Source organism: Vibrio sp. OPT41, from assembly GCF_015163595.1.
GTDB lineage: Bacteria > Pseudomonadota > Gammaproteobacteria > Enterobacterales > Vibrionaceae > Vibrio > Vibrio alginolyticus.
This window is the reverse complement of sequence record NZ_JADDYH010000094.1, coordinates 1-218: the sequence shown is the minus strand read 5'-3', so window position 1 is coordinate 218 and position 218 is coordinate 1. Positions and strand designations below refer to the sequence as shown.

The following is a 218-nucleotide window of genomic DNA, read 5'->3' as shown; positions in this document are numbered from 1 at the left end:
CCTACATGTGTAGGATAGGTGGGAGGCTTTGAAGCGCAGTCGCTAGATTGCGTGGAGCCGTCCTTGAAATACCACCCTTGTAGTGTTGATGTTCTAACGTCGACCCCTAATCGGGGTTGCGGACAGTGCCTGGTGGGTAGTTTGACTGGGGCGGTCTCCTCCCAAAGCGTAACGGAGGAGCACGAAGGTGGGCTAATCACGGTTGGACATCGTGAGGT

At 55.5% G+C, this 218-nt stretch carries 1 rRNA gene; it reads left to right on the top strand.

What is annotated here, in order from left to right:
- A 23S ribosomal RNA gene (locus IQP38_RS27080) occupies positions 1-218 on the top strand; the annotation flags it as partial.